The 24498-nt window shown below is 44.7% G+C and carries 21 protein-coding genes and 1 other annotated feature; of the genes, 18 read left to right on the top strand and 3 right to left on the bottom strand.

The features are described from left to right. Positions 1–13: 13 nt before the first annotated feature. The 7 genes from BN6465_RS08950 (at position 14) to BN6465_RS08920 (ending at position 7711) form a co-directional block, all read left to right on the top strand. Positions 14–1216 carry a zinc ribbon domain-containing protein gene (locus tag BN6465_RS08950; RefSeq protein WP_066733607.1) on the top strand — a complete coding sequence of 401 codons (1203 nt, stop codon included), beginning with the start codon at positions 14–16 and terminating at the stop codon, positions 1214–1216. A 125-nt stretch (positions 1217–1341) separates the two neighbouring features. Continuing rightward, complete coding sequence (locus tag BN6465_RS08945) at positions 1342–2793, top strand: WG repeat-containing protein (RefSeq protein ID WP_199882810.1); 1452 nt, start codon at positions 1342–1344, stop codon at positions 2791–2793. Between the two features lie 50 nt (positions 2794–2843). Further along, a complete protein-coding gene (locus BN6465_RS08940) occupies positions 2844–3245 on the top strand; it encodes a zinc-ribbon domain-containing protein (protein WP_066733603.1) in 402 nt (133 codons plus the stop codon). Positions 3246–3261: 16 nt separating this feature from the next. Further along, complete coding sequence (locus BN6465_RS08935; RefSeq protein WP_066733600.1) at positions 3262–3927, top strand: zinc-ribbon domain-containing protein; 666 nt, start codon at positions 3262–3264, stop codon at positions 3925–3927. A 36-nt stretch (positions 3928–3963) separates the two neighbouring features. Next, entirely contained in the window at positions 3964–5895 is a 1932-nt protein-coding gene (locus BN6465_RS08930) for a WG repeat-containing protein (RefSeq protein ID WP_066733598.1), read from the top strand. 26 nt (positions 5896–5921) lie between these two features. Further along, the gene (locus tag BN6465_RS08925) at positions 5922–7433 is read left to right on the top strand and encodes a zinc ribbon domain-containing protein (protein ID WP_154670226.1); all 1512 of its coding nucleotides are present in this window, start codon (positions 5922–5924) and stop codon (positions 7431–7433) included. Positions 7434–7471: 38 nt separating this feature from the next. Continuing rightward, positions 7472–7711: a hypothetical protein gene (locus BN6465_RS08920; protein WP_066733596.1), complete on the top strand. Its 240-nt coding sequence runs from the start codon at positions 7472–7474 to the stop codon at positions 7709–7711. Positions 7712–7892: 181 nt separating this feature from the next. Here the strand turns inward: BN6465_RS08920 and BN6465_RS08915 are convergent, their stop codons facing one another. Beyond that, positions 7893–9266 carry a TrpB-like pyridoxal phosphate-dependent enzyme gene (locus BN6465_RS08915; RefSeq protein ID WP_066735186.1) on the bottom strand — a complete coding sequence of 458 codons (1374 nt, stop codon included), beginning with the start codon at positions 9264–9266 and terminating at the stop codon, positions 7893–7895. A gap of 103 nt (positions 9267–9369) precedes the next feature. Continuing rightward, positions 9370–9617 (bottom strand) — a binding site (T-box leader). A 55-nt stretch (positions 9618–9672) separates the two neighbouring features. Continuing rightward, positions 9673–10212, bottom strand: a complete 540-nt coding sequence (locus BN6465_RS08910) for a methylated-DNA--[protein]-cysteine S-methyltransferase (RefSeq protein ID WP_066733595.1) — start codon at positions 10210–10212, stop codon at positions 9673–9675. 163 nt (positions 10213–10375) lie between these two features. On the opposite strand from BN6465_RS08910, the gene BN6465_RS08905 reads away from it, so the two are divergent. The 7 genes from BN6465_RS08905 to BN6465_RS08875 all read left to right on the top strand — a co-directional run bounded on the left by BN6465_RS08905 (position 10376) and on the right by BN6465_RS08875 (position 18084). Further along, positions 10376–10690 carry a DUF6442 family protein gene (locus BN6465_RS08905; RefSeq protein ID WP_066733594.1) on the top strand — a complete coding sequence of 105 codons (315 nt, stop codon included), beginning with the start codon at positions 10376–10378 and terminating at the stop codon, positions 10688–10690. A 2-nt stretch (positions 10691–10692) separates the two neighbouring features. Beyond that, complete coding sequence (locus BN6465_RS08900; protein WP_066733593.1) at positions 10693–10899, top strand: helix-turn-helix transcriptional regulator; 207 nt, start codon at positions 10693–10695, stop codon at positions 10897–10899. Between the two features lie 11 nt (positions 10900–10910). Then, the gene (locus tag BN6465_RS08895; RefSeq protein WP_066733588.1) at positions 10911–11582 is read left to right on the top strand and encodes a response regulator transcription factor; all 672 of its coding nucleotides are present in this window, start codon (positions 10911–10913) and stop codon (positions 11580–11582) included. Between the two features lie 13 nt (positions 11583–11595). Then, complete coding sequence (locus tag BN6465_RS08890) at positions 11596–12513, top strand: sensor histidine kinase (protein ID WP_066733585.1); 918 nt, start codon at positions 11596–11598, stop codon at positions 12511–12513. A gap of 106 nt (positions 12514–12619) precedes the next feature. Further along, positions 12620–13324 carry an ABC transporter ATP-binding protein gene (locus BN6465_RS08885; RefSeq protein WP_066733582.1) on the top strand — a complete coding sequence of 235 codons (705 nt, stop codon included), beginning with the start codon at positions 12620–12622 and terminating at the stop codon, positions 13322–13324. Next, the gene (locus BN6465_RS08880; protein ID WP_066733579.1) at positions 13324–15990 is read left to right on the top strand and encodes an ABC transporter permease; all 2667 of its coding nucleotides are present in this window, start codon (positions 13324–13326) and stop codon (positions 15988–15990) included. The genes BN6465_RS08885 and BN6465_RS08880 overlap by 1 nt, the downstream gene beginning before the upstream one ends. Positions 15991–16095: 105 nt before the next feature. Beyond that, positions 16096–18084 (top strand): putative bifunctional diguanylate cyclase/phosphodiesterase, encoded by a 1989-nt coding sequence (locus tag BN6465_RS08875; RefSeq protein WP_066733578.1) that lies wholly within the window; start codon positions 16096–16098, stop codon positions 18082–18084. Here BN6465_RS08875 and BN6465_RS08870 read toward each other — a convergent pair. Next, positions 18025–19338 (bottom strand): MATE family efflux transporter, encoded by a 1314-nt coding sequence (locus tag BN6465_RS08870; protein ID WP_066733568.1) that lies wholly within the window; start codon positions 19336–19338, stop codon positions 18025–18027. The two genes, BN6465_RS08875 and BN6465_RS08870, sit on opposite strands and share 60 nt — an antisense overlap. Positions 19339–19548: 210 nt before the next feature. Between BN6465_RS08870 and BN6465_RS08865 the strand changes: the two genes are divergently transcribed. From BN6465_RS08865 to BN6465_RS08850, 4 genes are all read left to right on the top strand, one after another. Further along, on the top strand, positions 19549–20607 hold the full coding sequence (locus BN6465_RS08865; RefSeq protein WP_066733562.1) for a BtrH N-terminal domain-containing protein: 1059 nt from the start codon (positions 19549–19551) through the stop codon (positions 20605–20607). A gap of 35 nt (positions 20608–20642) precedes the next feature. Further along, positions 20643–22886, top strand: coding sequence for an ATP-binding cassette domain-containing protein (locus BN6465_RS08860; protein WP_066733560.1), 2244 nt, complete (start codon positions 20643–20645; stop codon positions 22884–22886). Positions 22887–22918: 32 nt separating this feature from the next. Next, complete coding sequence (locus BN6465_RS08855) at positions 22919–23761, top strand: MerR family transcriptional regulator (RefSeq protein WP_066733558.1); 843 nt, start codon at positions 22919–22921, stop codon at positions 23759–23761. A gap of 61 nt (positions 23762–23822) precedes the next feature. Next, a complete protein-coding gene (locus tag BN6465_RS08850; RefSeq protein ID WP_066733556.1) occupies positions 23823–24404 on the top strand; it encodes a helix-turn-helix domain-containing protein in 582 nt (193 codons plus the stop codon). The last annotated feature ends 94 nt before the right edge of the window (positions 24405–24498 follow it).

The following is a 24498-nucleotide window of genomic DNA, read 5'->3' as shown; positions in this document are numbered from 1 at the left end:
CGGAGGAGAGAATATGTATTGCAGAAGGTGTGGGACGCCAAATGACGACAATGCAGTATTTTGTAAAAATTGCGGAGAACTATTGAGAAAATCAGAGATTCATAAACCGGGAAGAAGAGCCGGTAAAAAGGCTGGGCTGGTTATTGCCGGCATTGTGATAGTGGCGGTTATAGTAATCTTTGTGTATATGATGTATGGGAAGGTACAGGAGAAAAGATATATATCAAACCTCACCGATGGGAAGAAATATCTGGCAGAAATGGATTACAAAAAAGCAGAAGAATCTTTTAATGAAGCAGTTTCTGTCGAACCAAGGAAAATTGATGCCTATCAGGGACTGGCCGACACTTATGAAGGTCTTGAAGATTATGACCGGATGTTTGACAGCTACCGGAAGGGAATCTCTATCGTAAATCAGAATTATAAAGAACAAGGCAGTATGACAAAAGAGGGAGAGCAGTTTTATAACAATGCTATAGATTCATATGTAGAGCAGGGGAATGACGAAGAAGCAAAAGACTTGATTGAACAGATGCAAAATATGATATCGGATGAAAAGAAAAAGGAAGAATTAGAGGAGAAGAAAAAGGAGTTGGGAATTTACCGGCAGTATTATGATTTGTTAATGCAGTATCGGTCAAAGTTTGGGGAAGCCGAAATCAGAACGCTTACAGAGTATTCGGAATATTTGCAGGGACTGTGCTTTGCACAATTATTAGATTTTGATTGTGATGGAAAAGAGGAGTTGATATTAGCGTATGGAATAGAGAATCAGGATGACATTTATTCACTGGCTCCGAAATATACCGTAGAGATATGGGCATATGAAAAAAATAAGCTGAAGCGAATCTATACAGGGGAGCCATATAAATATAATGGTGGGATGGCAGAGATAGTTGTAGCAGAAAAAGAGGATAAATATTATGTCATCACAGGAGCGGCAGATTCTTTTGAGGATATCAATGTATGGATGTATGAAGAAGACAGTGAAATGTTCCGGATAACAAAAAAACTCAATTCAGAGTTCGATATGGAACCAAGTTATCAGATTGATAATCAGATAGTTTCAGAAGAACAATATGAAAGTGAAAAGAGCAAATGGGAACAAAGCCAAGAGCGCTGGGAATTGTATATGAGCAGGAGGGGCGAAGAAAAAACGAAAGAAAAACTGGATGACACTATACAGTTTCTGGAAAGCAAGACGGGAGGAAAATAAGAGGATAGATATCGAGGACAAGAGATGGAGGGTAAATTATGTATTGCGGGAAATGTGGCTATGAGATAAAGAAAGAAGGAAAATATTGTCCCAGATGTGGGAATCTTCTGGAGCGGGGTTGGAATGTGGAAGAGGCAGCTGGAAATGTGAGAAATGTGTCGGTAAAAAAGCAATATAAAAAAAGGATAATTTTTGCTTTAGTATTGTGCGTAATAGTTATTGCTGGAGCGGGAGGGATTAGTTATTACAAATCAGGAGAAGACTATTTGGCAGTTGTAATGAATAAAAATCAAAAATATGGATTTATAAATAAACGTGGGAAAGAAGTGATTCCGTGCCAATATGATATTGTCGGAAATTTTGAAGAAAATGGTTTGATTTCAGTTGGCAGACAAGTGAGCGAAGAGGGAGAAGATTCGTCGTCATATCTCTGGGGATATATAAATAGAGAAGGAAAGGAAGTGATACCTTTTCAGTATACAGGAATTGAGAAATTTCAAGAAAATGGACTGGCTGTGGTTGGCAAGAAAGTGGGTCGAGATGAAGATGGAGAGGATATTTATAAATATGGTTGTATTAATGAAAAGGGAGAAGAAATTATTCCATTTAGATATGAATATGATACCGTAGGAAAATTTAGCAATAATGGACTGGCGAATGTCTGCAGAGAGACAGGAGTAGATTCTGAGGGAGAGCCGGTATACAAAGAAGGATATGTAAATGAGCAGGGGGAAGAAGTGATTCCATGCCAATATGATGCAACTTATGAATTTGGAGAAAACGGCTTGGCAGCAGTGGGGAATATAACAGGAACTGACGAACTGGGAAATGTCATATATAAATGGGGTTTCATCAATGAAAAGCAGGAAGAAGTGATTCCGTTCCAATATGAAGAAGCTGCCGGATTTGGAGAAAATGGATTAGCGGCAGTAGGGCGAAGGACAGGAACTGATGAATTTGGAATGACTACATATAAATGGGGATATATCAATGAAAAAGCGGAAGAGGTAATTCCATGCCAATATGAGGAAGCTAATAGCTTTGAAAAAAATGGATTGGCAATAGTATATAAGGAAGAGGGTGGCGGCTTTATTAACGAAAAGGGAGTAGAAGTAGTTCCGTGTCAATATGATGTTGTTAATGGATTTGGAAAGAATGGTTTAGCTATTGTCGGTAAAAAAGTGGTATTAGACGATGATGGAATCACTGTTTATAAATATGGTTGTGTTAATGAGAGGGGAAAGGAAGTAGTTCCATGTGAATATGAAATGATACATTCAATGAGTGATAATAATGAGTTCCTTATAGGATATAAAGGGAAAAAGGACATTGAAAATGGCACATGGTACAATATGCCAGAATTAATTGATGATACCGGAAAACTAATAATGCCGGAACAATATGACTATATATGGCCCTCAAAAGACTGTGATATGCTGGCTGTTGGGACAAGACTAGAAGGAACAGATGATATGTTTTTTGAATACAAATGTAAATATATTGACAAGAAAGGTAAAGATGTGATGAAACTGCCGGATAGGTATGTTTATGCGGGACCGTTTACAAAAGTGAAGTAATTACAATGAGTTATATCCGACAGGAATCATAAAAGAATGGGGGAAAAGAGATGTTTTGTAATAATTGTGGAGCAGAGATAAAGAATAATGGAAAATTCTGTCCCAAATGTGGACAGCCGGTTAAGCAGGATACAGGTGAAAGGGCCGGGGTATCAATAGAGGAAGCACAGCAGACTACGGAAGACACTAAGACACAGAGCAATACTGCTACTGTTGTAACAGACCCGAATATGGCGCCGGTCATGAGTGTGTGGAGCTATCTGGGACTATTTCTATTATCGTCAATTCCGATTGTAGGAATCATAATGCTTATTGTTTTTGCAATAGGAAGTAATAACCGGAATAAGACAAATTACTGTCGGGCTATCCTCTTGGGGCAGGTAATTATGGTACTTATTATTGTATTGTTCTGGTCCTCTTTTTTAGGGGTTTTGGGAAGCTTAATGTATTAGGTAAGGGGGAAAAAGTATGTTTTGTAGTAAGTGTGGGCAAGAAATAAAAGAAGGAGCGAGGTTCTGCCCTAAGTGTGGAAATCCAATAAATAGTGGTGAAACATATGGAAAGGCAGGCGGGACACATCAGGGATACCAAGGTGAAAACCGGCAGAATCCGGGTACGGAGATGACAAGAAATAAAAAACCGCCTTATCGGGCTATAGGAGTGCTTCTAATAGCAGTAATTATATGTGTGTTGTTTGTGAAAGGTATCTTTTTTAAGAATACATATGAAACTCCGCTTAAGAATATGGTAAAGGCCATAGAAAGCCAAGACATTCAAGGAGTATTGAGTATTTTGCCGCCTAAGCTGTTAGAAGTGGCTGAAGAGAAGTCAGGAATGGACATAGATGAATTGTTGGACTCTGTGGGAAGTGGAGTTCTAGATGAATTTACAGATGAGAGAGGGGATGTCCATATCAATTATAAGATTACAGATGTCACTGATATGACAGATGAAGAGATTCAAGATATCGAACAATATTTTCAAGGATATTTGGGAGATATAAAGGAAGGAAAGAAACTAAATTTTTCTTACCAAGTGAAAATGGATGAACATGAAGAGGACGAGGGTGAAGAAGGCATCGAAGTGATAAAAATAGATGGGAAATGGTACATTAACCCGGGAAGTGTGCTTTAAGAATAATAGATAATTATATGGAAAAGAGGATATGAGATGAAGTGTCATATATGCGGAGAAAAAAATCCCGGTCAGGCAAAGTTTTGTAAAGCCTGTGGCGCGCCCTTGACAGAGAATAAACAGGCCGATTCCAACCAAATAAAGAACAAAGAGACGAATAAACCGCGGAATAAAAGAAAATGGTGGATTATTTTGGCATCCGCGTTGCTAATTGTGATTTTTGTATCTGCGGTTATTGCGTTGGATAATGCAAAACGGGAAAAACAGTATGAAGATTACATTGCTTCGGCAAACCGCTATATTGAGCAGCAAGATTATGACAAAGCAGAAGACGCTTATCTGAAAGCGATTGACATTGACCCCAAAAAAGAAGAGCCATATCTTCGTCTGGCAGACGTATATACAAGCAGGGAGGAGTATGAAAAAGCTGTTCAGATTCTTAAAAAGGCTAAAAAAAATGTCAATCCCGAAAGTGTAAAGAAAGAGGATAATGCAGATGCGAAAAAACAGGAAACTGAGCAGGATAAGGTAAACCAAAAACTAGATGAGCTTGTTAATATGACCGAATACACATGGGTAGTCAAACCGGCAATAGAAGCGGATAATATTTATTATTTAAAGAATAATGATTTCAGTCAAGTTTCGGTAAATGAGATGAACCTACAATTGGATAATGAGTATGCGGTTATAAAAAATGGAGCTTCTTTTGGGCTGATTGATATGGCGGGAAACAGATTTGAGGAGGAGGGATATAAGTCTGTCTCTGTGGAGTCTGATAGGTATGTTATAGAGTATTTTGAAGAAAAGTATGATGAAGAAATGAAGGCTTATACGAATTTATTTTTTTTGATAGATGGAAAACTTAGCTATGCGATGTTTTACGGCGGCCCACCGGAAGGAGGCGGAGGTGCATATTACTGGGCAGGTAGTTTGCGTAATACTATGGAAGAGTTATGGAGTGCTTCGGGAAGTACCTTAAAAAAACCATCTGTGCCAATTCCTGTCAGAATCTCAGACTCGGATTATGAAGTGCGGGCTGATGGAAACTGGATAAAGTGGAGTAATAACCTGACTGGTAAATATGCGATATATTACGAGGACAGATTAGTGTCTGATTTTATATATGATAAATGTGGTTCTTATACAGATGGGTTGATGGCCGTCTGCAAAGATGGAAAATGGGGATATGTAGATAAGGATGGGAAAATAGTAATACCATTTGAATATGATGCATCATGGCAAGAGTATACTTCATACGGAAAAACTTCTAATCAGGAAGACTATTGCTATGCCGCTTTTGGGGGATATGTTCCGCTTGTTAAGGATGGCAAATGGGAAATGCGGGACACTGGTGGAAAAGTTGTTATACCATCCGGTATATTTGAAGCTATACGGCCGGTTCATGACAGCAAATGCTGGGTGAAGAAAGATGGAAAATGGGGAGTGATTGAACTGCAAAAGAGGGGCAAGAACACTGGTAAAGATGAGGATAAGAACAAAGAGAAAGCAGAGACAATCACAGCAGATACATATGTGAATATCTATGGACCGATTCTCCGTGATGTAAATGCTGCATATGCATCTACGAATATATATTATTTTTATGATATAAATAAGGATGGGATAAAAGAACTTTTAGCAGAGGAAGGATTCTGTGAAGGTGATTACATGTATAAAATATATACAATTTCTAGCGGTGAAAGTAAGTACTTGGGAGACGTTTTAGGATATCACAGTGGATTTTATATGGATGAAAATGGGGGTACAGATGATTATATTATCCGGGCATCAGGAGAACAGGGATATGAGACGATAAGCCATATTAGAATTGAAGGCGATAACGTAATAGACGAACAGATATCAGAACGGCAATTAGGGCAGAATGAGGATTACTATTCGAGATCTCATGAGCAATTGCCAAATGCACCTATCACAGATATGTCTTTACTGCAGTCAGACACCAAATAAAAAAATTTAACTATAAGAGGAAGGGCGTGAATAGTAATTATATGTACTGTAAACATTGTGGAGCAGAAAATAAAGACAAGGCAAAGTTCTGTAGAAAATGCGGGATGTCACTGGGAGAAAAACAGGAGCACGCAGGAGAAATTCCTCCCTCAGCATTGGTTTCTGGGGCGAAATACAGATATGGCAAAGTGGTTATAATTTTTGTGGCAATATTTATTATAGCCGCTATATTTGTTGTGAAAAGGGAATACGATAAGTATCAGGATAGGAAGTATGAGAAGTTTGTCGTACAGGCTGATACTTATATAAAGGACAAAGAATATGATAAAGCAGTGAATGCATGTAAGGCCGCTTTGAAAATAAAATCTACGGATGCAGATATTTATATTAAATTGGGAGAGTCATATAACGGCATGCAGGATACAGAAAATGCTTTGGAAAATTATTATAAAGCGCTTGAAAAAGGGGCGGTATCAAAAGACGTCTACGATGGCCTGGTGAAAATATATTATAAGGAAATGATGTGGAATGAATTGCTGGAGGTTTGTGATAGTGCAATTGGAAGCTTAGATAGTGGACAAGAACACTATAAGAATATAAAAAAATTCTATGAAAGCTATGAGAGGGAACGAGCACTTCAGGAGATTTTTAATAATCAGAGAGGAAAAGCCAGTGGCTGTAAATATGATGGCTCAAGAGTACAAGCATTTGGGCTTTGCTTTGCTGAAATGATAGACTTTGAAGGAAGCGGGGAGGAAAAGCTGGTTCTGGCTTACACAGCAGATACATATGATATTGATTATCTTCCCGGGTCTATAGATGATTATGTTCTGGAAGTGTGGGATTATGCAGAAGGAAAGGCACAAAAGGTATTTGAAGGGCAACCTTGTTACGGCCCAAGTAATGAAAGAGAAGTTGTTCTTCTGAATACTGATAATCAGTGGTATTTGAAGGCTGCAGATACTGATACCGGCAAGGAAGATGTATACTATGGATTTAAAGATGGTGAATTTATGCAAAGCGATACTCAGAATATAGCCGGTGGGGATGTTAGAACATATGTGTTGCAAGGATATTACGCAGGGGTAGACAGGAGCGAGGCAGAGCTTGCGTATAATACGGTTAATAATTTAGAACAAAAGGTGTCTCATGTGATTGATTCTTACTGGTATGGACTGAAAAATACTATAGTGGATGAAAAAGACGAGACGGCTTCAATAGAGAATGGAAGCTATAGTTATGAGTCGGCTGATTTGAATATGTATGTTTGTGCATATATAAATGAAGAGGGGAATGCTGAAATATCTTTAAAATACAATTGGGTGGACGGGACTTACAGTAGGGGGCAGAATTTGATTTTTCAATATAATAAAGAGAAGAGGGTTTATGAGGGAAAAAACGTCTCGGATGCAAAAAACGGTGCGTTTTCAATTGAGCAAAATGATGAGAAAATCAATATCGCATTAACTACTGAATTAGCCAAAAAAACATTGATGGCGGAATTAATCCGTGAAACGAAATATGATAAAAGGTATTAAAATATTTCAGGGAGGAGGCTCCGCAGTATCACATTATTGTGGCAGGTTCTCTCTTAGGAATTGCCCTGCATGAAGGCACATCATTTCCGGTAGGAAAAGTTGATTTCTGTAATCTTTATCTACTGACATTCCGCGAATTTTTGCTTGCCTGTGAAGAAGAGCAGCTTCTGGAAGTGTTGGATATCAATGATTTTGACATGATGAAAATATTCAGGTCAAAACATGCGCCAAAGAAAATTGTTACACATCTGGCTTATGGATGTGGGAATGGTATATAAAGTCAACAGGGTGAATAAACCGGATTTCCTGCTTTATAATATCGGTAATCTTAACAAGTATCTAAATGAATGCAGCTGAAAGGGTTAGAATTCTATAGTGCCCCTAGAGCAAAACAGAGAGTGTCCCAAAGACTTACACAATCTTTGGGACACTCTCATTTAGAAATAAAATTCCGCTAATTTATACGTTTGGAAGTCCGGCAAAGCCTTTCGCAAGATCTTCATCGGTAGGAATATAGTCGGTCATATCTCCGTCGTTATATTTTCCGTATGCGACCATGTCAAAGTACCCTGTTCCGGTCAGGCCGAATACGATGGTCTTTTCTTCTCCCGTCTCTTTGCATTTCATAGCCTCATCCATAGCCACCTTGATTGCGTGGCTGCTCTCCGGCGCGGGAAGGATTCCTTCCACTCTGGCGAATTTGGTAGCTGCTTCAAATACGGAAGTCTGTTCTACGGAAACGGCTTCCATCAGTTTGTCATCGTACAGCTGTGACAGTGTGGAGCTCATGCCATGGTAGCGGAGACCGCCCGCATGGTTGGCGGATGGGATGAAGCCGCTTCCCAGAGTGTACATCTTGGAAAGAGGGCATACCATGCCGGTGTCGCAGAAGTCATAGGCATACTTGCCCCGGGTGAGACTTGGGCAGCTCGCCGGTTCTACAGCGATAAAGCGATAGTCTTTCTCACCTCTCAGCTTTTCACCCATGAACGGGGAAATCAGTCCGCCCAGATTGGAGCCGCCTCCCGCGCAGCCGATGATGATGTCCGGTGTAATGTCGTATTTATCAAGCGCCGCTTTTGTCTCCAGACCGATGACTGACTGGTGGAGCAATACCTGTGATAACACAGAGCCGAGTACATAGCGGTATCCTTCCTGTGAGGTAGCCGCCTCTACGGCCTCGGAAATCGCACAGCCGAGGCTTCCCGATGTGCCCGGGAATTCGGCCAGTATCTTGCGGCCTACATTGGTCGTGTCAGAGGGGGATGGCGTCACGTTGGCCCCGTAAGTCCTCATGACCTCACGGCGGAACGGCTTCTGCTCATAGGAGCATTTGACCATGAAGACCTTGCAGTCCAGATTGAAGTAAGCGCATGCCATGGAGAGGGCCGTTCCCCACTGTCCGGCTCCGGTCTCGGTGGTCACGCCTTTTAGGTGCTGTTCTTTGGCGTAATAGGCCTGCGCGATGGCAGAATTCAGCTTGTGGCTTCCGGAAGTATTGTTGCCTTCGAATTTATAATAAATCTTAGCCGGGGTATCCAGTTCTTTCTCCAGACAGTATGCGCGCACCAGAGGGGACGGACGGTACATTTTGTAGAAGTCCTGAATTTCCTGTGGAATATCAATATAAGCGTTGGTGTCGTCCAGTTCCTGCTTTACCAGTTCGTCGCAGAACACATGCCCAAGCTCCTCGGCTGTCATCGGCTCGAGAGTAGCCGGGTTGAGAAGCGGCGCCGGTTTATTCTTCATATCGGCGCGCACGTTGTACCATTGCTTCGGCATTTCACTTTCTTCAAGATAGATTTTGTAAGGGATTGTTTTGTTGTCACTCATCATTTATACCTTCCTTTCAATATTATGATATATTTTGCGGAAGATTCCGCATATGAGAACGGGAGCAAAGCGTATTGATGTATAAAAAAACTCCCGTCCTAATAAATAGGACAGGAGATAGTTCCTGCGGTGCCACCTATATTCATCCCCGAAGGAATGCGCTCAGCCATGTACTGTCATACATGTTCCATATGATAACGGATGGATGCCGTCGCCCCTACATCGGCGGTACGCCGAATTCAGTTTGCCCTCGCAAGTCCATTCACCTTAAACAATATTATCGTGATTCCACCACTCACGACTCTCTGGAAATATGACCTTAAGGATACTACTCTTGCTCATCGGTTCTTAGTTTTGCTTTATTATAATGCAGTAATAAATAGATGTCAATAGCTAAATAAAAATATTATAGTGCCGTTCCCTTTTTAGGAATAAAAAGGTGTGTCATATCCACTGCCTCATGCTGCAGCAGTTTTACTTTGGTATCTATCCCCCCGGCATATCCAGTCAGGCTCCCGTTTGCGCCCACGACCCGGTGGCAGGGGATGATGATAGAGATAGGATTATGCCCCACTGCCCCGCCCACGGCCTGAGCGGACATTCGTTCCCTGCCCAAGTCAGAAGCCACCTTTTTCGCTATGCTGCCGTAAGTAACCACTTCGCCATAAGGAATATCGCAGAGGATACGCCACACACTTTGCCAGAAATCACTGCCGCCGGGGCGAAGCGGAATTTCTGATATGGCAGGCTTTTCCCCTGCGAAATACCGGTCCAGCCAGTTTTTAACAAGCGTGAATACAGGAACAAAATAGTCTTCCGACACCTTTCCGTATAAGGAATGCGCAAAATATTTTTGCCCTTCTATCCAAAGCCCCACAAGATATTCTCCATCACTGGCAAGGGTAAGCATCCCTACCGGTGAGGGACAGTCTGCTGTATAGTACATAAAATCCCTCCTAAAGTACTTTTATTAAGTATAACATATTTTTAGAAGAGTGGCATGCGATTATAAAATGCAAAGTAAACTTTGCAAAATGCTATTGACAAGAAAACTTGGCGTGTTATAATTAGATTACCAAGAAAACTTGGCAGAAAAAGGAGGTATTTTTATGAATAAGGAAGAAATTTTACAAAAAAGCAGACAAGAAAATAAAGATGAAGGAATGATAGCGGCAGAAGCAGCAGGAAGAAAGATTGGAGTGACTGCATTTTGCATAGTATTTGTAATTATTATGCTTCTAAACTTTTTTAGTGGACAGTCTAATTATGGGGTAATGGCCATGTTTTGGGCATTTTTAGCAGCGGAGGCTTATCCTAAATATCGTTTTACGAAACAAAAAACATATCTAGTAACTGTCATTGCCGGCGCCATTGCGTCTATAGCTTATATACTGTGCGTGGCAGTCACAGCGCTGAGAGGTTAGCTATGAACGAGGAGCTAATTTTAAAGAACCGGCTGAAAGAAGCAAGGACGGAGGCGAAGTTATCCCAGTCTGCGCTGGCCGGAATGGTCGGGGTATCGCGCAATACAATCAGCTCCATTGAGACCGGGCAGTTCAATCCCACTGCTAAGCTGGCGTTGATCTTATGTATTGCGCTGGATAAAAAATTTGAAGACTTATTTTATTTTTGATAGGAGGGGCAATGAAACGGATATTAATTATAGAAGATGATACGGATTTACAGGAGGGGCTGGCGTTCACCCTTGCGGCCGAGGGGTATGATATTGCTGAGGCGGATAGCATCCGGGCGGCGAAGAGGCAGCTTGTGGAAGGACGGTTTGACTGTCTGCTTCTGGATTGTAATCTTCCCGACGGCAGTGGTTTTGAATTATGCGGCCAAATCCGGGAAACGAGCCGCATTCCCATCTTAATGCTGACGGCTAGAGATACGGAGTTGGATGAAGTGCGGGCGTTGGAACTGGGAGTAGATGATTATATGTCCAAGCCCTTCTCCGCGGCCGTGCTAAAGGCGAGACTGAAAAAACTTATGAACAGGGGAGAGGAACTGACGACCTATCTTGATTCCAACGGAATTCGGCTGGACAAGGGCGCGTGCCGTGTCTATCAGGGAGAGAAAGCGGTGGAATTGAGCAAGGTGGAGTATAAGCTGCTTTTGTATTTCATGGAGAATAAGAACCAAGTACTGTCGAAAGAGCAGATTCTAAGGCATATCTGGGACAGTGAGGGCAAATTTGTAGACGAAAATATCGTATCGGTCAACATCCGCAGGCTCCGCCGGAAGATAGAAGTCGACCCCGCGGCGCCCCGGCTGATTCGGACGGTTCACGGACTGGGATATATGTGGAAGGATTAACAGGTGATTGAATATGAGATGGCTGTGGTTATTGTCTGCTGCTATGTGTGGCGTGGGCCTATGCGCAGCGTTGTATTTTTATAGACGAGGGCAAAAGTTTTATTACAATGTAGATAAAATGTTGGATGAAATTTTAGATAACCGTGAGATTGAGCAGACGGATCTGGCGGAGGGCCAAGTGTCGGCATTGGCGGGAAAGCTGAAGCGGATACAGGAGAAAGTGGAACTTGAGGTTGGGGAGGCACAAAAGGAGAAGGAGCAGGTAAAGAGCCTGATTTCTAATATGTCCCATCAGCTAAAGACTCCCCTTGCCAATATTATGCTCTATGAGGAGATTTTAGAGGAGGGGAAGGTCTCAGAGGAGGAGCGGAGAAATTTTTTGAGCAAAATGAGGAAGCAGTCGGAAAAGGTCAGCTGGATACTCAACTCTCTGTTCAAGATGGTCAAGCTGGAGCAGAATGCGGTGGTATTTGAGGCGGAAGGCAATTTGATACGGCAGACTCTTCTGGACGCGGTGAGCCGGGTGTATGAACAGGCGGAGCGGAAGCGGATCGGGATTGAGACAGAATATTTTCCGGACTGTGTTCTTTTCCATAATCCCAAATGGACTTCGGAGGTATTTGCCAATATTTTAGAGAATGCAGTCAAATATACGCCTCCGGACGGAACAATTACTATCGGAATGAAGCGGTTTGAGATGTATACGGAAATCTGGATTCAGGATACGGGAATGGGGATTGCCAGAGAGGAGCTGACAGAGGTTTTTAAAAGGTTTTACAGGAGCAAGTCGGTGGAGAACAAAGAAGGGTCGGGGATAGGGCTCTATTTGTCGAAGATGATTCTTGAAAAAGAAAAAGGGTACATGAATGTGGTTTCCGAGGTGGGGAAGGGAAGCCGGTTCTCCGTGTTCTTACAGAACTGCAGAGGGTAGTTTCTGACAGTTTTGTAAGAACTTCTTTTTTATTTGTAGGATTTCTGTAAGCGGGCCTGACTAGAATGAAGGTATCAAATAGTTTTAGAAAAGGAGGGCACAGCAGGTGAAAATATTGGAGATTGACCATGTGGTAAAAATATACGGTTCAGGTGAGAATCAGGTCCGGGCGCTTGCGGATGTGAGTTTATCTGTAGAACAGGGGGAATTTGCGGCGATTGTGGGTGCCAGCGGCAGTGGGAAGAGCACACTGCTTAATTTGATCGGAGGTCTGGACATCCCTACGGAGGGAAGTGTGATTATCAGAAACCATGATATTGCCAAGCTGAAGCGGAAAGAGCTGACTATTTTCAGGCGGCGCAATATTGGATTTGTGTTTCAGAATTACAGTTTGATGCCGGTACTCAATGTATATGACAATGTGGCGCTTCCGGTCACGTTTGATAAGGGGAAGCATATCGACCACGCATATATTAAGGACCTGCTGAAAGAATTAGGACTCTGGGAAAAGAGGAAAAGCTATCCCAATGAACTTTCTGGTGGGCAGCAGCAGAGAGTGGCGCTTGCGAGGGCGTTGGCAAACAAGCCTGCCATAATTTTGGCCGACGAGCCCACAGGCAATCTGGACTCACGGACAGCAATCGAGGTGATTGGACTTCTCAAAAACAGCAGTAAAAAATACAATCAGACCATTCTCATGGTCACGCATAACGAGGCAATCGCCCAGACTTGTGACAGAATTATCCGTATCGAGGACGGACAGTTATTTGACGGGGAGAGAGAGTTCTATGCAAAAGGGGGCGCAGTATAATGAAAAATTGTATCCGCTTAGCTTTTGCATATTTAAAATACTATAAAAAGCAGACATTGGCGCTGTTTCTTGGCGTTGTTTTGTCGGCGGGGCTCCTCACGGGAGTCGGTTCCCTTTTGGAGAGCGGCAGGCGGGCAGCGCTGGAAAACGGGCGGAAAAAGTACGGGGACTGGCATTATTCTATGCGCTGTGATTATCCGTGGTTTTCTGGGTTTGAGCAGGCTAAAAAAGGCGACGGGTATGAGGTGGAAAATGCCGCGGTCATCACAGTCCGCAAGATGATCGAAGAGCCTTATAATATTTCCATGCTGCATGCCGACGGAGCGTATCTTCAAATGATGGGAAGAGAATTGCTGGAGGGGCATTATCCGGAGGCGGAGCATGAAATAGCCATGGATGTTCAGACCCTCAGGAATTTGGACATTCCTGCTGTCTGCGGCAGTACTGTTACCTTGGACGGGGAGGCATTCGTACTTTCCGGTATCGTCTCAGATATGCCGGAGGCGGAAACGATGCAGGTATTTGTGAGCGCGGAGCTGGATTATGGGACGAACGGCAGCTTTCTGTATTTGAAGTTCACAGAATCTTCTAATGTGTACAATCAGATGATGAAGCTGGCAAACACGCTGGGGATAGACAAGTCGAGGATTGCCCGCAATAAGATTAATCAATATGTGGGGGGAGATGCCCCGGCAGGCCTTTGGAGAACAGTCAAGGCGGGCATCCAAATGGATGGGGCGGGGCTTCCCTATATTTGGTCTTTGCTGAATCAGAGTTGGAATTTAACGGAAAAGTCGGTACTTGCGGCATTGGGGATTTTTGGGGTGTTCATTATCTACAGCCTATTTCAAGTGTCTGTCACAAAAAGAATGTCGCAGTACAGTATGATGCAGGCTGTTGGGATGACTAGAGGAACAACGTTTGGCATCCTTGCTTCCGAGTTGGGAATCATTTTTCTGCCGGCTTATTTTACAGGATTTCTGCTGGGAAATGGGGCGGCGGCGTATTTGTACCGAAAGAGTGGAAAAATCTTTGTACAGCCGGAAGAATTCTATGTGCACAGCGGCGCGCAGACAGCGCAGACTCAAGCGGCGGCAAGCCTGCCGGACGCGGGCGCCTTTCACGTATCAGTGGGCGTGATGTGGGGCGGGGCAGTGTTCTTTCTATTGCTGACTCTGTTCATCACATGGATGCTTGTGCGGAAGATGGATAAAATGACTACCCGTGAGATGATGTCCAAAGAGACGGGAAAGAGGCGCAGGAACAGGACCATATACAGTAAAAAGCACGCCGGCCTAACCGGGATTCTCACAAAAAAGTTCATGTTTGAGAGAAAGGGCGCGTTTATAGGAATGTTGTTGTCCCTTTCGGTGGGGAGCCTAATATTTCTGGGGGCCTCCTATGTCGCGGATAATACGAAAAGAAATAATGAACTGACCTTTAAGGCCGACGATGGACTGGGTTCAGATGTACAGATTTATGAGGATACCGATATGCTCACGGATGTGGTGCCTGAGCAGACGGCGGAACGGCTCAAAGAGGTGCCGGAATTGAGCATGGTGAGCCCTGTGCGCTATATGCTGGGAGAAATCCCTCTTATTGACGGCAGTTTTAAGTGGACGGAATATTATGCAGAAGTGGTGGAGGAGGAAGGGTTTGAGCCAAATCCGGTGCTCATGGAGAAATATAATGGTGTGGCGGTGAGGACGGGGGAAGATGATTATAAATTGAAGGTGAACATCTATGGATATGATGATGAGATGCTTACATCTTTGAATGAGTATCTTCTGGAAGGCGAGATTGACCCGGAACAGATGCGCCGTCAGAACACGGTCATTTTTAAACCGTTGATGGGGGGACAGGGAACGTATGAAGGAGTTGACATACAAAACGGAGACGTTATCACGTTAAAGACGCCGGACAATGCAGAAGCCTCACCGGAGGTACTGCGCTTTTTATCCGCCGATGAGCAGTATCAAGAACAGAATTTCAAAGTGGCCGCGCTAGTCAGCCGTCCGCTGGCGAAGGTGGAGACCTTTATCGGGGATGACGGGACGAACAGGATCGATATCATTATGACCAATGAGCAGATGAGGGAGAATTTTGGTGTGGAAGGGTATCATACGGTCAGTATTGCTTTGAAAGAGGGAGCGGATGCCGGTACTGCGGCTGACAAGATACGGGAAATAACATCGGGCATTCCGAAATGTGTGGTGAAGGATTTTACACAGCAGATAGAGGCCCAGAATTTGTTCCTCTCTCAGAAAATGGTGTTCTTTTATGGAGTGGCAGTGATTCTTCTGATTATCAGTCTGATTCATATTATGAATAGTATGCAGTATCTAGTGACTGCAAGAAGACACGAATTCGGTATTTTACGGGCTATGGGTATTACTGACGAGGGCTTTCGCAGAATGCTGGTGAAAGAAGGGCTGCGCTATGGAATCTACTCTTGTATAGTCATGATAGTGCTCTATATGCCAGTGCAGAAAATCCTGTATTATTTTTTAGTCAGAGTCTATCTGTATATTCATCCGCAGACACAGATTTCGCCTGTCCCGCTGCTGATTATGTCAGCCGTTAATATTATGATATGCACAGCGGCCGTGCTGATTTCAGGCCAGTCTATCTTGAAACGGCAGATTATTGAGGAAATTCATGATTAAGGGGCCTGATATAGTGAAATTATACAAATAAATGTAAGAAAAAGCCAAAGGGAGGTGCGTATTTTATGATATGATGAAGAGAGAAATGTAAGGCAGGTGGGGAAATTGACTTGGAATATTGCGCCGGAAGTGATTTCGCTGGTCATATTGACAATTATATGGTTTTATTCCAGAAACGGAAGTTTTCTTCCAACTTTGAAGAACAGGATATTTCAAGGGTGTCTGCTGGTCACCTTTGGGGCCATGTTGACTAATATATTATCGACAACTATGATTTATTACTGTGATGTCTTCCCCGTTTGGATGACGTGGACAGTGACTATGATTTATTTTGTGATGACGCCGCTCATGGGTCTGGCCTATTTTTTATATGCGGTAGCCGTCATATATGAGGAGAATTCCGAGGGACGCCGTGTGATCAAGATAGGCCTTATACCGGGCGCTTTGTATACGATATTAATTCTTCTCAACCCTTTTACGAAGAATATTTTTAATATTACAGTAGCTGGGGGTTATGTGAGGGGCAGCCTTATCTCAGTAACTTACATAGTTTTTTATGCTTATTGTGCCGCGAGTATCATGGTGACGGCTGCGAATTACCGAAAGATGGACCGGAAGATCCGCAGAATATTGGCGGCTTTTCCGGTACTTGCAGTTCTGGTCATTATTGTACAGCAGATTTTCCCGAATATCATTTTGTCGGGTTCCGCCGCCACCTGTGCGCTGTTGATTATCTACCTGCACATACAGAATAAGCAGATTTCTATGGACTATCTGACTAATCTTCCGAACCGCAGGGAGCTTCTGGATATGCTGGAACTGATTCTCAAGAGGCCTTCTCAGGAGGAGTTCACGTTACTTGTCATATCGCTCAGGGAGTTCCGCAATGTCAATAATACTTGCGGACAGCAGCAGGGAGATAAGTTTCTTCAGGAGTTCGCAAGGTTTTTGGGCAGTATTGGGCCTGCGGGAAGGATATACCGGTTCGGCGGGGATGAATTCGCGATTTTATTTATCGATGAGAGCGACGAGCAGATAGCGGACTGTGTGCGGACTGTGGAGCGTCGTATGGAACAACCGTGGCGGATAGGAGATTATCGCTTTACACTGTCGACAGCGATGGGGATAATCCGGCGCAGTGATGTAGATTCTGCGCTGGAGCATGTGATTAACGCCATTGAGTATGCTGTGTTTCAGGCCAAGTCTGGCAGGTATGGCGCTATATGCTACTGTAATAAGGTAATGCTGGGCGAGCTGCAGAGAAGGCGGGAAATCGTGCGGATTTTAAGGGAAAAGCTGGCAGACCAGAGCTTTGAGATGTATTACCAGCCCATATATTCGGTGGAAGATGGACAATTCAGATTTGCTGAATCACTCATGCGGATTAACCATTCTTCGATTGGGCCTATATACCCTTCGGAATTCATACCTATCGCGGAGGAGACGGGGCTGATTATCGATATTACTTATGTGGCGCTGGAGAAGGTGTGCAGATTTATAAACCGCCTTTTGGAAAAAGGGATTGCGCTGGAATCTATCCATGTGAATTTTTCGGCAGTTCAGTTCTCGCAACCTGACTTGAAAGAGAGGGTACTGCAGATTATTGAGAGAAACGGCATCCCGCCGTCGGCCATAAAGATTGAATTCACTGAGAGCACATTGGCGGAGAGCCCCCAGACCGTGACGGAATTCGTATTGGATATGGAACAGTACGGAATAAAGATGGGATTGGATGATTTTGGGACGGGCTATTCTAATTTTGCCACTGTAATAGGCATTCCTTTTGGCACCATTAAAGTTGATAAGAGTATCATCTGGGCGTCGGCCGGAAACCATGTGTCCGCGTCGGCCGTAAAGAATATCATCAAAACCTTCAAGGCGTTGGGAATGAAGGTGGTGGCCGAGGGCGTCGAGACGGAGGAGCAAAAGGAATTTGTGACGGAAATCGGTATCGACCAAATACAAGGTTTCTATTATTCCCGGCCATTGCCGGAGGATGATATGGAGCGGTTCATGCTGAGCCATAATGGAGATTTAGGGCAGAGTCCTGTTGTGTCTGAGGTAGATAATCCATCCAAGTCCGGCAGCCAATAATTCTGTGACCGGAAATGCCAGCCACACCCCGGTAATTCCCCACAGCCCGGCGAGAAGGAAGGCGGCGGGAATTATGATAAATAGGCCCCGCAGCAGGGAGATGATGTGAGCCGGAATGGGCGTTTCCGTGGAAGTAAAATACACGGATAAAATGATGTTGAAGCCCGCGAACGGGATTGCGGTAAAATACAATTTCAGACCCGATATGGCAATCTCCTGCAGCTGCGCATTGTGCTCCTTGTTAAATACAGCCGCAATGGGGTCTGCAAAGAAATTGATAAGCAGGTAGAAAACGCATGAAAGGACGGCTGCCGTTGTTATGGCGCAGCGAAGCAGGTTCTTGATGTTGGCAGTGTCCCGTGTGCCGTGCGCCCTGCTGAGCAGAGGCTGTATTCCCTGTGAGATTCCCGTGTAGATGGAAATGACCACGAGGGAGAGATTCGCGATAATACCGTAGGCCGCAACGCCCACGTTTCCAAGCAGGCCGAGGATGATGATGTTAAATACAATGATGACGATGCCGGATGAGACTTCTGTTATCAGGGCAGGAACGCCAAGCGACAAGATTGAACGTCCTGCAGCCAGTGCCGGTTTTGTTTTGATAAAATGGAATTGATTCTCTTTCCTGCGTCCATAGGAAGAGAGAATTCCCATGCTGATAAGCGGAGCGAGAGAGGTGGCGAATACCGCGCCGAAGATGCCCATTTTCAGCGGAAAAATAAAAATATAATCAAGCACTATATTTGACAGGCTTCCGGCCAGCATGGCCGTCATTGCCAGCCGTGGACTGCCGTCGTTTCTCACAAAGCAGATAAAAATATCGTTGAGCATGAAGGCGGGGGCAAATAAGAGGATGACCTTCAGATAGGTGTGGGTCATGGCAAACACTGCGTCGTCAGCGCCCACAAGCGTGGTAATCTGACGGGATAAGAAGATGCCTGCCAGCACAAAAATAAGCGCCAGTATCCCGTACATATATAAGGTGTTGGTAAATGCTAGATTCATATTGTTCTGCTTTTTCTGACTTTTATAGATGGAGTATTTGGTCGCGCCGCCCATCCCAAGCATCAACCCGCTCCCGTGGACGAAGCTGTAGACAGGAATGGCGAGATTCAAGGCGGTCAGGCCGTCTGCGCCAAGTCCGTTGGATATGAAAAAGGTATCCGCCAGAATGTAGCAGGACAGCCCCAGCATGCCTAGCACATTCAGGGTGGTGTATTTTGCAAATTCTTTTCGATAATGTTTTTTATTCATAGAGACCTCCTATACCATAAAAAAGCATTGGCATTCATATCTTCAATGGCCTACGATATGAATCCAATGCTTTAAATTTACCCGGCGGTAATTTCTGTTTTTAATTTTTCACAGTATATCATAAGGGCAGGATTTTTGTCAAATCTTTTGTTAAAGATACTTGACTCTCCCATTATGGTATACTTTATGATAGTAGGTAGAGGTGACCAGATGAAAAAAATAATAAAAGACTTTATGCCAATGGGAGGCAGACATTGTATTACGAATGCCCTGAAACAAATATTTCACTATTATGGATGCCATCTGTCGGAGGAGATGATTTTTGGACTTGGTGAGGGACTGGATTTTACTTATATTAATTTGTCCAGTTCGCCTATGGTGTCGGGAAGAACAAAAATCATGGAATTTGAAGATGTTCTTGCACAGCGGCTTGGAATCGAGCTGAAATTTAGAAAGGGCAAGGACTATGATGAGATTTTCCGTACTACGAAGAGCATGATTGACGCGGACCAGCCCGTATTTGTCTATGCAGACATGCCATATCTGCCCTACTTATCGCTGGGTGAAAGCGGACATTTTGGAGGGCATGCCGTGGTCATTTTTGGGTATGATGATGAACAGGAGAACTTCTATGTCAGTGACCGCGACAATTCTGATTATTCAATCAATACACCCGGCGGAGAAATTGGCGAGGATTATCATTGTGTTGGTTACGAATGTATGAAGAACGCGAGGTCAAGTTCTTTCAGGCCCTTCCCCGCAAATAATAAGTATATTGCCAAAGCGGAGTTTGGGGGTTATCAGGGTGTAAAACCAGACATGCTGCTTCAGGCTGTCTGGGGGGTGTGCGGAAAGATGCTGTCTCCGTCAGCCAAGCTGAAGGGTGTCTGTGGGATTGAAAAATTTTCTAAGGAAATAGTCAAATGGTCGTCTTTTGATATTGAGAAACGGAAGTTGGCCGGTGTGACGAATTATTTCCAGATAAGTAAGGACGGCGGCACCGGAGGTGGGATTTTCAGGAAAATGTATGGTGATTTTCTACAGGAGGCTGCGGGCATATTAGATAACAATATGTTTGAAAAATGTGCGGCAGGATACAAGGATTTATCAGGCAGGTGGGAGTGTCTGGCAGATGATATGTGGAGTCTGTCTGCCGACGGTGATGCCGGGCGTTTATCGAAAATGTCATTGGAAATTAAAAAGCTTCAGGAAATAGAGTTTGATTTATTGACAAATTTGAAAATAGAGTGTGAGGCTCTGCTTGGATAGGTGTAACAGAAATAAGTGAGAAGAGGTGGAAACAGATGGCAGATATCATAGTGCAGGGACTTACCCAAAATAATTTGAAGCACGTCACATTTCAGATTCCGAAGGAGAAGATTACGGTTTTTACAGGGGTGTCAGGTTCTGGCAAGTCCAGTATTGTCTTTGATACGATAGCGGCCGAATCACAACGGCAGATGAACGCTGCATACCCTGCATTTGTGCGGTCAAGACTGCCGAAATATCCGAAACCGGCAGTAGAACGAATCGACAATTTAACGGCCTCCGTGGTGGTGGATCAATCTCCTCTGGGCGGGAATGCCCGCTCCACGGTGGGGACGATCAGTGGACTGTACGCCAGCCTGCGCCTGTTATTTTCAAGAGCCGGACAGCCCTATGTGGGTCCGGCTTCTAGTTTTTCCTTTAACGATCCTAATGGAATGTGCAAGACTTGTTCCGGGCTGGGGAAGATAACAAAGGTAAAGGTGGAGGCAATTCTGGACGTGGACAAGTCGTGGAATCAGGGATGTGTGAAAGACTCTTTGTACCGCCCCGGCTCGTGGTATTGGAAGCAGTATGCGCAGTCTGGCTTGTTTGATTTGGATAAGCCGGTCAAGGCATATTCCAGTGAGGAATATAACCTTCTTCTGTACGGTTCCCGGGATGGCTGTGGAGAGCCTGAGAATCCGAAAGTGACGGGGTTATTTCATAAATATACCAAAACTTTATTGAACCGGGATATCAGCAGTAAGAGCAGACACACCCAGATAAAATCGCAGAATCTAATAGACGAGATGGAATGTACGGACTGCCACGGGAAGAGGCTCAATGAAGCCGCCCTTAGCTGTAAAATACAAGGCTATTCCATAGCGGATCTGTGTGAGATGGAATTGACGAGGCTGCGGGAAGTGCTGGAGAAGATGAGAGACAGTAAGGTGGGGGTGCTGGTCGAGACGATCATAGAAGGGGTGGACAGGATGATAGAAATTGGGCTGCCCTATCTCCACCTGAACCGGGAGACCCCATCCTTATCCGGCGGGGAGGCGCAGCGGCTCAAGCTGGTGCGTTATATGGGAAGCAGCCTGACCGGGATGACTTACATTTTTGATGAACCCAGCACGGGAATGCATCCTCGTGACGTTTACCGTATGAACAATCTGTTGAGGAAGCTTCGGGACAAGGGGAATACTGTTCTTGTAGTGGAGCATGACCGGGATGTCATATCGATTGCGGACTATGTGATCGATGTGGGGCCGGAGGCAGGGCAAAATGGAGGCCAGATTGTCTTTGCAGGCAATTATGAGGAGCTGCTTCAGTCTGATACTCTGACGGGGAAAGCCATGCTTCGGACGCTTCCGCTCAAACAAAAGCCTCGGAAACCGGCTGGCAGTCTGCCGATCCGTGACGCGTGCCTCCACAATCTGAAGCACATAGATGTGGATATCCCGCTGGGAATCATGACGGTTGTCACCGGCGTGGCCGGTTCGGGAAAGAGCACTTTGATTTCGAAAGTGTTTGCCAGTCAGTATGAAAAAGATATTGTGATGGTGGATCAAGGGCCTATCACGGCAACGAACCGTTCTACGCCGGCCTCCTATCTGGGCTTTTTTGATGAGATACGCAAGCTGCTAGCGAGGGAGAACGGTAAGCAGGAAAGCTTGTTCAGCTTTAATTCTGCGGGGGCTTGCCCGGTCTGTGGCGGTAAGGGGGTCATTTTAACTGAGCTTGCCTTCATGGATCCTATCGTTACGGAATGCGAGGCCTGTCAGGGGGTACGCTATAATGAAGAGGCGCTCGCCTGTACCTACAAAGGAAGAAATATCGTGGAGCTGCTGGGATTGACGGCATCGCAGGCGATGGAAGTGTTCGACGAGCCGAAAATTAAGAGACGCTTGAACGTGATGCGCCAAGTGGGTTTGTCGTATCTGACCTTGGGGCAGCCGCTCAGTACGTTGTCCGGCGGTGAACGCCAGCGGATAAAGCTGGCCAAGAATCTGGGGAAAAAGGGGAGCATCATAGTGATGGATGAACCGACCACAGGGCTGCACATGTCCGATATAGAAAATCTGCTGAAGCTGTTTGACACGATTGTTTCTCGTGGGAATACGCTGGTGGTAATTGAGCATAATCTTGATGTGATGAAGCAGGCGGACTGGATTATCGACATTGGCCCCGACGGAGGGAATAAGGGCGGCCAAGTAGTATTTACGGGAACGCCCATGGAAATGGTAAGTACTGCGGAAACGCTTACGGCGGACAGTCTGCGTGGGTCGTGTTCGGGATAGATTTTAAAATTAGATAGGTTATAGGTGGAGCAATGTTAAAAATAGGAGATTTTTCAAAATTATCCAGAATCAGCATCCGGATGCTACGGAACTATGCTGATATGGGGCTTTTGGTTCCCGCGGAGGTGGATAAGGCTACCGGATATCGTTATTACAGCGAGAGCCAGTTACCGCAGGCGGCGCAAATCCAGATGTTAAAAAATATGGGCTTTGGATTGTCGACCATAGACGCTGTCCTCCAAAAATATCAGGACGTCGAGGAGATGGAGCAGTTTCTGATGGTGCGCCGCACGGAGTTAATTGAACAGCAGCGGATAACGCAGGAGCGCCTGCAGTTTCTTGACGCTGCCATAAAGCACTTAAAAAAGGAAGGGAACACTATGCATTATAATGTCACCTTGAAGACATTGCCGGAGCGGTATGTGGCCAGTGTGAGGCAAGTCATACCTTCATACAGACAGGAGGGCATGCTGTGGGAGATGCTGTATCAAGAGACCGGCCCACAGAAGGTGCGTCCGGCAGCCCCTGCCTATGCGCTCGCTATATTCCACGATGAGGGCTATAAAGAAAGCGATGTGGATGTGGAGATACAGACGACGGTCATGGGGACTTACGAAGACACAGAGCATGTCATTTTCAAAAAGGCAGATTCCATATTGATGGCATCTTCTACCTACAAGGGCAGTTATGAGCACATTACAGCGGTGAATGAAGCGGTGGCAAATTGGATTCAGGAGAATGGATATGAGCTTGAGGGAAGTTCTTTTTGTATTTACCATCTCGGGCCCTGCGATATAACCGACCCCGAAGAGATGGTGACAGAGGTATGCCATCCTGTCCGCAGGAAGCGGCCGGGCGGTGTCTACGATGCGTAGGTTGAGATTGTATATCCGGTAAGGTAAGATAAGGCTATCAGAATAGAAAGAGGTAAAGATTATGAGCTATGTTACTGGAAATACAATCAAAGAATTGAGAGAGAAAAAGGGGTATACCCAGAGACAGCTGGCAGAAATTCTCTGCGTCAGCGATAAGACCATATCCAAATGGGAGACTGGAAAGGGACTTCCCGATGTGGGCATTATCGGGGAGCTTGCGTCATCGCTGGGAGTGTCGCTGGCAGAACTGCTGACCGGAGAGTATACGGAGAACAAGAATCGTTCTGCCAATATGAAGAAAATGGCTTTCTACGTTTGTCCCGTCTGCGGCAATGTGATACAGGCCGCCGGAAACGGCTCCTACAGCTGCTGCGGAATTCTCCTGCCGGAGCTGGAGACGGAAGAGCCAGACGAGGAGCATACCATGCAAGTAGAAGTGGTGGATGGCGAATACTTTGTTTCAATCCCACACGAGATGAGCAAGAGCCATTACATTTCATTTTTATGCTATGCCACATCAAGCTGCGTCCAGACAGTGAAACTATATCCCGAGCAAGGCGCAGAAGCTAGGTTCACGAGACGAGGACATGGCGTACTGTACGCATACTGTAACCGACACGGACTCTACAAAAAACTGATATAACGTATTGGGGACAGGTCCCGATGAGTTGGGACCTGTCCCCGTCTACAATTCTCCGAATTTTCAGACTTTACTTGACTTTTAATTCTTACAAGTG

Origin of the sequence: Bariatricus massiliensis, from assembly GCF_900086725.1 — a bacterium.
GTDB lineage: Bacteria > Bacillota > Clostridia > Lachnospirales > Lachnospiraceae > Allocoprococcus > Allocoprococcus massiliensis.
Note: the sequence above shows the minus strand (reverse complement) of the source record. Positions and strands in the feature narration are given on the sequence as shown.